Here is a 7,184-nt window from a genome sequence, read left to right as displayed (position 1 = left end):
GCCCGTTCCGGTCACCGGGTCACTCGCCGTCGTCACCATGATCCGCTTCGCCCTCCCCGTCGAACGCTCCGTGCCGAGCGCCGCGTCGTACGCCCCGCCGCCGCCCGTACCGAGGTGCCGCCGGACGAAGTCGATCTCCAGCCGGAGCTGCTTGATCCGCTCCTCCACCACCAGCGAGCCGTGCCCCGCGTCGTAGCGGTAGACCTCGTGCGGCTTGCCGAGCCGCTCCAGCCGCTCGACGTAGTTCTCGATCTGCCGGATCGGGCAGCGCGGGTCGTTGACGCCGGCGCTGATGTACACCGGCACCCGCACCCGCTCGACGTAGGTGAGCGGCGAGGAGGCGGTCCAGCGCTCGGGCACCTCCTCGGGCGTGCCGCCGAAGAGCGTGCGGTCGAGCGACTTCAGCGCCTCCATCTCGTCGTCGTACGCGGTCAGGTAGTCCGCGACGGGGACGGCGGCGACGCCGAGCGTCCAGTGCTCCGGCTGCACGCCGACGCCGAGCAGGGTGAGGTAGCCGCCCCAGGAGCCGCCGGTGAGGACCAGCCGGTCCGGGTCGGCCAGGCCGCTCGCCACCGCCCACTCCCGGACCGCGCCGATGTCCTCCAGCTCGATCAGGCCGACGCGTTCGCGCAGCGCGTCCGTCCAGGCCTGCCCGTAGCCGGTGGAGCCGCGGTAGTTCACCCGGACCACCGCGAAGCCGTGGTCGAGCCAGGCGGCCGGGCCGGCGGCGAAGGAGTCGCTGTCGTGGTGGGTCGGCCCGCCGTGGATCTCGAAGACGGTCGGGAACGGCCCGTCGCCGGCCGGCCGCTGGACCAGCGCGTGCACCCGCCCGCCGGGGCCGTCCACCCAGACGTCCTCGACCGGCACCGAGCCCGGCGGCACCGTGCCGGGGGCCCGCAGCACCACCGTGCCGGCGGTGGAGCGGACGGCGGACGGCTCGGCGGCGGAGGACCAGAGGAACTCCACGGTGCCGTCCGGGCGGGCGGTCGCGCCGCCGACGGTGCCGCGCGGGGTGTCCAGCCGGGTCAGCACGCCCGTGTCCAGCGCGTACGAGAACAGCTCGCTGCGCGCCTCGTACTCGTGCTCGACCAGCAGTGCCCGGGCGCCGGGACGCCACTGCGCCGAGACGTCGCCGGGCAGTTCGCGGCCCTGCTCGTCGCGGAGCGGCAGCGCGGTCTCGGCACCGGTGGCGACGTCCCAGATCATCGGCTCCCAGCGGCCGGTGCGTTGGTGGGCGACCAGCAGCCGGGTGTCGCCGTCGACCGGGGCGAAGCCCAGGCAGGCGACGCCGCGCGGCTCGGCGCAGCCGGTGACCTCGTCCAGCTCGGCGACGGTCGCGCCGTCCGAGAGCCGGACGACCCGGATCGCCGCGTGCATCGCGTCGCCGTGCTCGGTGTGGTCGACGGCGAGCAGCGTGCTGTCGTAGCTGAGGTCGCCGACGCCGCCGTACTCCTCGTGCCGGTAGATCTCCACGGCCTCGTCCGCGCCCGCGCGGCGCAGGTGGAGGGTGGTGCCGTGCTCGTCGGTGGAGCGGCCGACCACCACCGTGCCGTCCCGGCCGAGGGCCAGGCCCGCCGAGTAGGAGGGGGCGAGGCCGGGCACGGCCTCCTCGTCGGGGCCCTCGGCGCCGTCGGGCCGGCCGGCGAAGGGCTGGCGGCGCCAGACGCCGAACTCGTCGCCGTCGTTGTCGTCGAACCACCAGACCCAGGCGCCGTCCGGGGACAGCTCGGCGTCGGTGGTGCCGTTCGGGCGGTCGGTGACCCGGCGGTGGGTGTCGTCGGCGCGGTCCCAGGCGTACACCTCGTAGGTGCCGGTCGCGTTGGACACGTACAGCGCCCGGTCGGGGGCGTCCTCCGCCCAGTCCGGCAGCGAAACGCGTGCCGCCCGGAACCGCTGCTCCCACGCCGGTACGGCGCTCTTCTCCTCGCTCATCCACCCATCCAACCCGATCGGGGGGAGCGAGCGGAACGGGCGGGTGGGGGCCGACCCCCACCCGCCCGTCCCGCCCGGTGCGGGAACCCGTCCCCGAGCCCCGCGCCCCGGTCCCCGCGCCCCTGCCGGGCCGGCTCCGGCGCTCAGCCCCGGGCCGCCCGGCGGGGCAGCAGCTGCACCAGACCCACCAGCAGCAGCTCCAGCACCGCCAGTACCACGACGCTCCGGCCGAACGCGGACACCGGGTCGGCGGCGCCGTAGTAGACGATGCCGATCAGCGCGATCCCGAGCGCCCCGGCGACCTGCTGGACGGTGGCCAGCAGCCCGGCCGCCGAACCGACCAGCTGCGGCCTGACCCCGGCCAGGACCACGGAGGTCACCGGCGCGATCACCAGGCCCATGCCGAGCCCGTCCACGAAGAGGCCCGGGGCCAGCCACCAGACGCTGCCCGCCGTCCCGGCCGCGTGCACGGCGAGGCCGAGCAGGCCCAGCCCGGCCGCCATCAGCAGCCCGCCGAGCGCGACCACCTGCCGGCCCAGCCGCTCGGCGAAGCGGTGCGCGGTGGTGGAGGTGAGCAGGTAGCCGAGGCCGATCGCGGTGAAGACCAGGCCGGCGCCGAGCGCGTCCAGCCCGCGGCCCAGCTGCAGGTGCAGGGCGAGCACCAGGAAGAAGGAGGCCTGGCCGAGCCAGAAGGCGAGCTGGGCGAGCAGGCCGGTGGCGAAGGCCCGGTCCCGGAACAGCCGGGTGTCGACCAGCGGCGAGCCGGTGGCGCGGGTGCGGTGCTGGTGCACGAGGAAGCCGGCGAGCAGCGTGACCGAGCCGGCCAGGCAGAGCCAGGTCCAGAGCGGCCAGCCCTGCTCGCGGCCCTGGATCAGCGGCAGCACCAGGCCGGTCAGTGCGACGGTGACCAGCAGGACGCCCACCGGGTCCAGGCCGGGCCGCTGCGGAGCGCGGGACTCCGGCAGGCAGCGGCGGACCAGCGCCAGGGCGGCCAGGCCGACCGGCAGGTTGATCAGGAAGCAGCTGCGCCAGTCCAGCCCGAACAGGTCGGCGCGGATCAGCACGCCGCCGATCAGCTGGCCGAACACCGCGCCGACGCCCATGGTCAGCCCGTACATCGAGAACGCCCGGGCCTGCGCCGCACCGCTGAACGCCGTCCGCAGGATCGCCAGCACCTGCGGGCCCATCAGGGCCGCCCCGGCGCCCTGCGCGACCCGTGCGCCGATCAGGGCGGCGGCCGTCGGGGCCAGGCCGCAGCCGGCCGAGGCGAGCGTGAACAGGCCCAGGCCGAGGGCGAACACCCGGCGGCGGCCGTAGCGGTCGCCGAGCCGGCCGGCGGTGACCAGGCCGACGGCGAGCGCCAGGCCGAAGCCGGCGATCACCCACTGGACGGCGGACGGTCCGGCTCTGAGGTCGGCCTGGACGGAGGGGACGGCGACGTTGACGACGAAGACGTCGAGCGAGGTCATGAAGGTCGCGGCCAGGATGATCGACAGCAGGCCCCGGGTACCGGGTTCCGAGGGCTCGGTGTCCGCTGCCACCGGGGCCGGGCGGGTGCGCAGGGCGGTGCTCATCTCGGGTTCCTCCGGGGAGTCGCTGGGGTGCGGGGCGAGGTGGGGCGGGGCGGGTGCGAGGGGCGCGCGCGGTGCGAGGTGGCGTGGGGCGGTGCGGAGTGGGGCGGGGCGGAGTGGGGGCGGGCCCGGTCGGCCCGCCCCCGGGTCGTGCGGGTGGGCTCAGGCGCCCGGGACGCGGTCCAGGAAGCCGTACACCGAGGCGATCCGCCCGTCCGGGCCCGCCACCAGCACGTCGAAGCCGACCACCAGCGGCTCCGCGCCGGCCGGGCCGAGGTTCCACGTGAAGCGGGCGATGTCGTGGTGCGCGTCGACCGCGCCGAGGGTGAACTCCAGCCCGGGGAACTGCGCCTGGGCCGCGCCGATCAGGGCGTCCACGCCCTCCCGGCCGGTGACCGCGGCCAGCGGGTCGGTGTAGCTGCCGTCCTCGGCCCACGCCTCGTCGATCAGCTTGCGGCGGGCGGCCGGGTCCGTCTCGTTCCAGGCGGCGAGGTAGCGCTCGGCGAGCTGCTGGAGGTCGGCCGGCAGGAGGTTGGTCGGCTGGATCTCGGTCATCGTCTTCTCCCTTGTGGTGAAAGGTGGTTGGCGGTACTTCCGCGCTTCGTCCCGGCGGCTCGTTCCCGCTGCTCATGAAGGTACGGATCGCGCGCGGCGGGCGAATCCGTCACGGATAGGTAGGGGTGTACGTAGCCCCGCCGGTTAGGGTCGGGGGATGGGGATGCTCTACGGGCGGGAACAGGAGCAGGCCGCCGTCGGCGCACTGCTCGACGGGGCGAGGGACGGCCGCAGCGGGGTGCTGGTGCTGCGCGGCGAGCCCGGGATCGGCAAGACGGCGCTGCTGGACCACGCCGCGGCCGCGGCCGCCGGGTTCCGGGTGGTGCGGGCGACCGGGGTCGAGTACGAGGCCGAACTCCCTTTCGCCGGGCTCAGCCTGCTGCTCGCCCCCGGCCTGGACCGGCTCGCGGCTCTGCCCGGGCCGCAACGGCGGGCCCTGGAGGCCGCGTTCGGGCTCGGCGAGGAGCCGGCCGGGGCATCCGCCGCCACGTCCGCCGCAGCGCCCGCCGACCGGCTGCTCACCGGTCTCGCCGTGCTCGGCCTGCTCGCCGAACTGGCCTCGGAACAGCCGTTGTTGTGCATCGTGGACGACATCCAGTGGCTCGACCGGGCCTCGCTGGACGCGCTGCTGATCGCCGCCCGCCGGCTCCAGGCGGAGGGCGTCGCCCTGGTGCTCGGCCTCCGGGACGCCGGCCCGTCCGGAGGTGCCGGCCCGTCCGGCGGCGCCGGCCCGTCCGGCGGCGCCGGGGAGGGCCTGCCGCTCGCCGGCCTCCCCGAACTCCGGCTGGCCGGACTCGCCGAGCCGGACGCCGCCCGGCTCCTCGACGCCCGCGCCGCCGCGGGGCTCGCCGGTGACGTCCGCCGCCGGCTGCTCACCGAGGCGGCCGGCAACCCGCTGGCGCTCACCGAGCTGCCGGTCTCGGCCGGGCGGCCCGCCGACGAGGCCGCCGCCGCACCCGGCGTCCTGCCGCTCACCAGTCGCCTGCAGATCGCCTTCCACGGCCAGGTCACCGGCCTGCCGCCGGCCACCCAGAACCTGCTGCTGGTCGCCGCCGCCGAGGAGAACGGCGACCTCGACGTCGTCCTCGCGGCCGCCGCCGCCCTCGGCGCCGCCGCCGAACACCTCACCCCCGCCGAGGAGTCGGGCCTGGTCACCGTCGACGCGGACCGCCGGATCGCGTTCCGGCACCCGCTGCTCCGGGCCGCCATCCTGCAACGGGCTCCCCTGCAGCAGCGGTTGGCGGTCCACCGGGCGATCGGCGGGGCGCTGGACGACGGCGACCGCCGCACCTGGCACCTGGCCCTCGCCGCCACCGCTCCCGACGCCGCACTCGCCGACGCCCTGGAACGCACCGCCGTCCGCGCCGAGGCCCGCGGCGGCCACGGGGGCGCCGCCGCCGCGTACGAACGCGCCGCCCGGCTCACCCCCGACCGCGACGGCGCCACCCGCCGGCTCGTCCTGGCCGCCGAAGCCGCCACCGAGGAGGGCAAGCTGGCGCAGGCCGAAGCGCTCGCCGAACGGGCCGGCGCCCGGACCGACAGCGTCTTCGTGCACGCGCTGCTCGACCACGTCCGGGCCACCGCGCACTTCTGGCGCGGCTCCTACCCGGCCGCGTACCGCCTGCTGCTGGACGCCGCGGCCACGGACATCGAGGCGCCGCACGCCGCCCGGATGCTGCTCCAGGCCTTCCACGCCGCCTGGTACGCGGGCGAGGAGCCGGTGGTCGCCGTCCTGGACCGGCTTGCCGAGGTCCTGGCCGCGCTGCCCGAGGGCGACCCGCTCACCCCGCTGGCCCGGCACCTGCCGGCCGCCGTCCTGCCCGCCCTCGGCCACCCGGCCCCGCCGCTGCCCGCCGCCCGGGACACCGCGGCGGCGGCCCGCCGGGCGGGCGCCGACACCCCGCGCGACCTGGTCCAGCTCTGCGGCGCGACGCTGATCCTCGGGCGGGACGCCGAAACCGTCGAACTGGCCGCCGAACTCGCCGCCGAGGCCCGGGCCAAGGGCGCCGTCGGCGTGCTGCCCACCGTGCAGTTCTTCCTCGCCGAGGCGGAGCTGTTCCACGGCCGCCACCGCGACGCCGAGGTCACCGCCACCGAGGCCCTCGCCCTCGCCCGCGACACCGGGCAGCACCAGTGGGTGAGCCAGCTCAGCGCGCTGCTCGCCTGCCTGGCCGCGCTCGCCGGCGACACGGAGCAGGTCGCGGCGTTCACCACGACGGCCCGCACGGCGACGGCGCTGACCGGCGGACCGTCGGGCGCACCCGCCCCCGCCCCCGGCGAGCCCTGGACGCAGTGGGCGCTCGGCCTGCTCGACCTCGGCCACGGCCGCGTCGCCGACGCCGCCGACCGCCTCCAGGCCCTCGCCACCGGCCCCTACCGGCACCACGTCAGCGGAACCCGGGCGATCCCCGACCTGGTCGAGGCCGCCGTCCGCCTCGGCACCCCCGAGCGGGCCGCCGAACCGTACGAACGGTTCGACCGCTGGGCCCGCGCCGCCGCCGTGCCGTGGGCCGAGGCCGTGCGGCTGCGCTGCCAGGCCCTGCTCGGCCCCGACGAGCTCGCCGAAGCCGCCTACCGCACCGCCCTCGGCCTCCACGACGGCACCCACCGCCCGTTCGAACAGGCCCGCACGGCCCTCCTCTACGGCGAGTGGCTGCGCCGGGAGCGCCGCCGGACCGACGCCCGCCCCCACCTGCGCGCCGCGCTGGAGACCTTCGAACTGCTCGGCGCCCGCCCCTGGGCCGACCGCGCCCGCACCGAACTCACCGCCACCGGCACCGCCGCGCCCGCCCCGGCCGACGCCCCCGCCGGCGCGCTCACCGCCCTCACCCCGCAGGAGCTCCAGATCGCCCGCCTGGCCGCCCAGGGCCTCACCAACCGGGACATCGCCGCCCAGCTCTTCCTCAGCCCCCGTACCGTGGGCCACCACCTCTACAAGGCCTATCCCAAGCTCGGGATCACCTCCCGGACGGATCTCGTCACCCTCTTCTGACACCCGGCGGGTGCCCGTCCGCGCCCGACGAGGCGGGGCGGGCACCGGCACAGGGCCGGTGACCTGCGGTGGAGCGCTGCGGGTCCCGGCTTGGGCGAGTGGTGCAAAAAGATTTTCGGATCGACCTGCAACCT

At 76.9% G+C, this 7,184-nt stretch carries 4 protein-coding genes; 1 reads left to right on the top strand and 3 read right to left on the bottom strand.

The window, feature by feature from the left end; all coding sequences use genetic code 11:
- From ABZ885_RS05020 to ABZ885_RS05010, 3 genes are all read right to left on the bottom strand, one after another.
- Positions 1 to 1,932 (bottom strand): prolyl oligopeptidase family serine peptidase (locus ABZ885_RS05020; protein ID WP_360183468.1); only part of this gene is annotated, 1,932 nt, incomplete at its 3' end.
- 143 nt (positions 1,933 to 2,075) lie between these two features.
- Entirely contained in the window at positions 2,076 to 3,506 is a 1,431-nt protein-coding gene (locus ABZ885_RS05015) for an MFS transporter (RefSeq protein WP_360183466.1), read from the bottom strand.
- 159 nt (positions 3,507 to 3,665) lie between these two features.
- Complete coding sequence (locus ABZ885_RS05010; protein WP_360183464.1) at positions 3,666 to 4,058, bottom strand: nuclear transport factor 2 family protein; 393 nt, start codon at positions 4,056 to 4,058, stop codon at positions 3,666 to 3,668.
- Between the two features lie 157 nt (positions 4,059 to 4,215).
- Here ABZ885_RS05010 and ABZ885_RS05005 point away from each other — a divergent pair, with 157 nt between their 5' ends.
- Entirely contained in the window at positions 4,216 to 7,050 is a 2,835-nt protein-coding gene (locus tag ABZ885_RS05005) for an AAA family ATPase (RefSeq protein WP_360183462.1), read from the top strand.
- Positions 7,051 to 7,184: the final 134 nt, after the last annotated feature.

The sequence above is a fragment of the Kitasatospora sp. NPDC047058 genome (assembly GCF_040643935.1).
Lineage (GTDB): Bacteria > Actinomycetota > Actinomycetes > Streptomycetales > Streptomycetaceae > Kitasatospora.
This window is presented reverse-complemented; position numbering and strand designations above follow the sequence as displayed.

Coding starts and splice junctions, on each gene's coding strand:
- ABZ885_RS05015 (WP_360183466.1), bottom strand. CDS start 3,506: ATGAGCACCGCCCTGCGCACCCGCCCGGCCCCGGTGGCAGCGGACACC.
- ABZ885_RS05010 (WP_360183464.1), bottom strand. CDS start 4,058: ATGACCGAGATCCAGCCGACCAACCTCCTGCCGGCCGACCTCCAGCAG.
- ABZ885_RS05005 (WP_360183462.1), top strand. CDS start 4,216: ATGGGGATGCTCTACGGGCGGGAACAGGAGCAGGCCGCCGTCGGCGCA.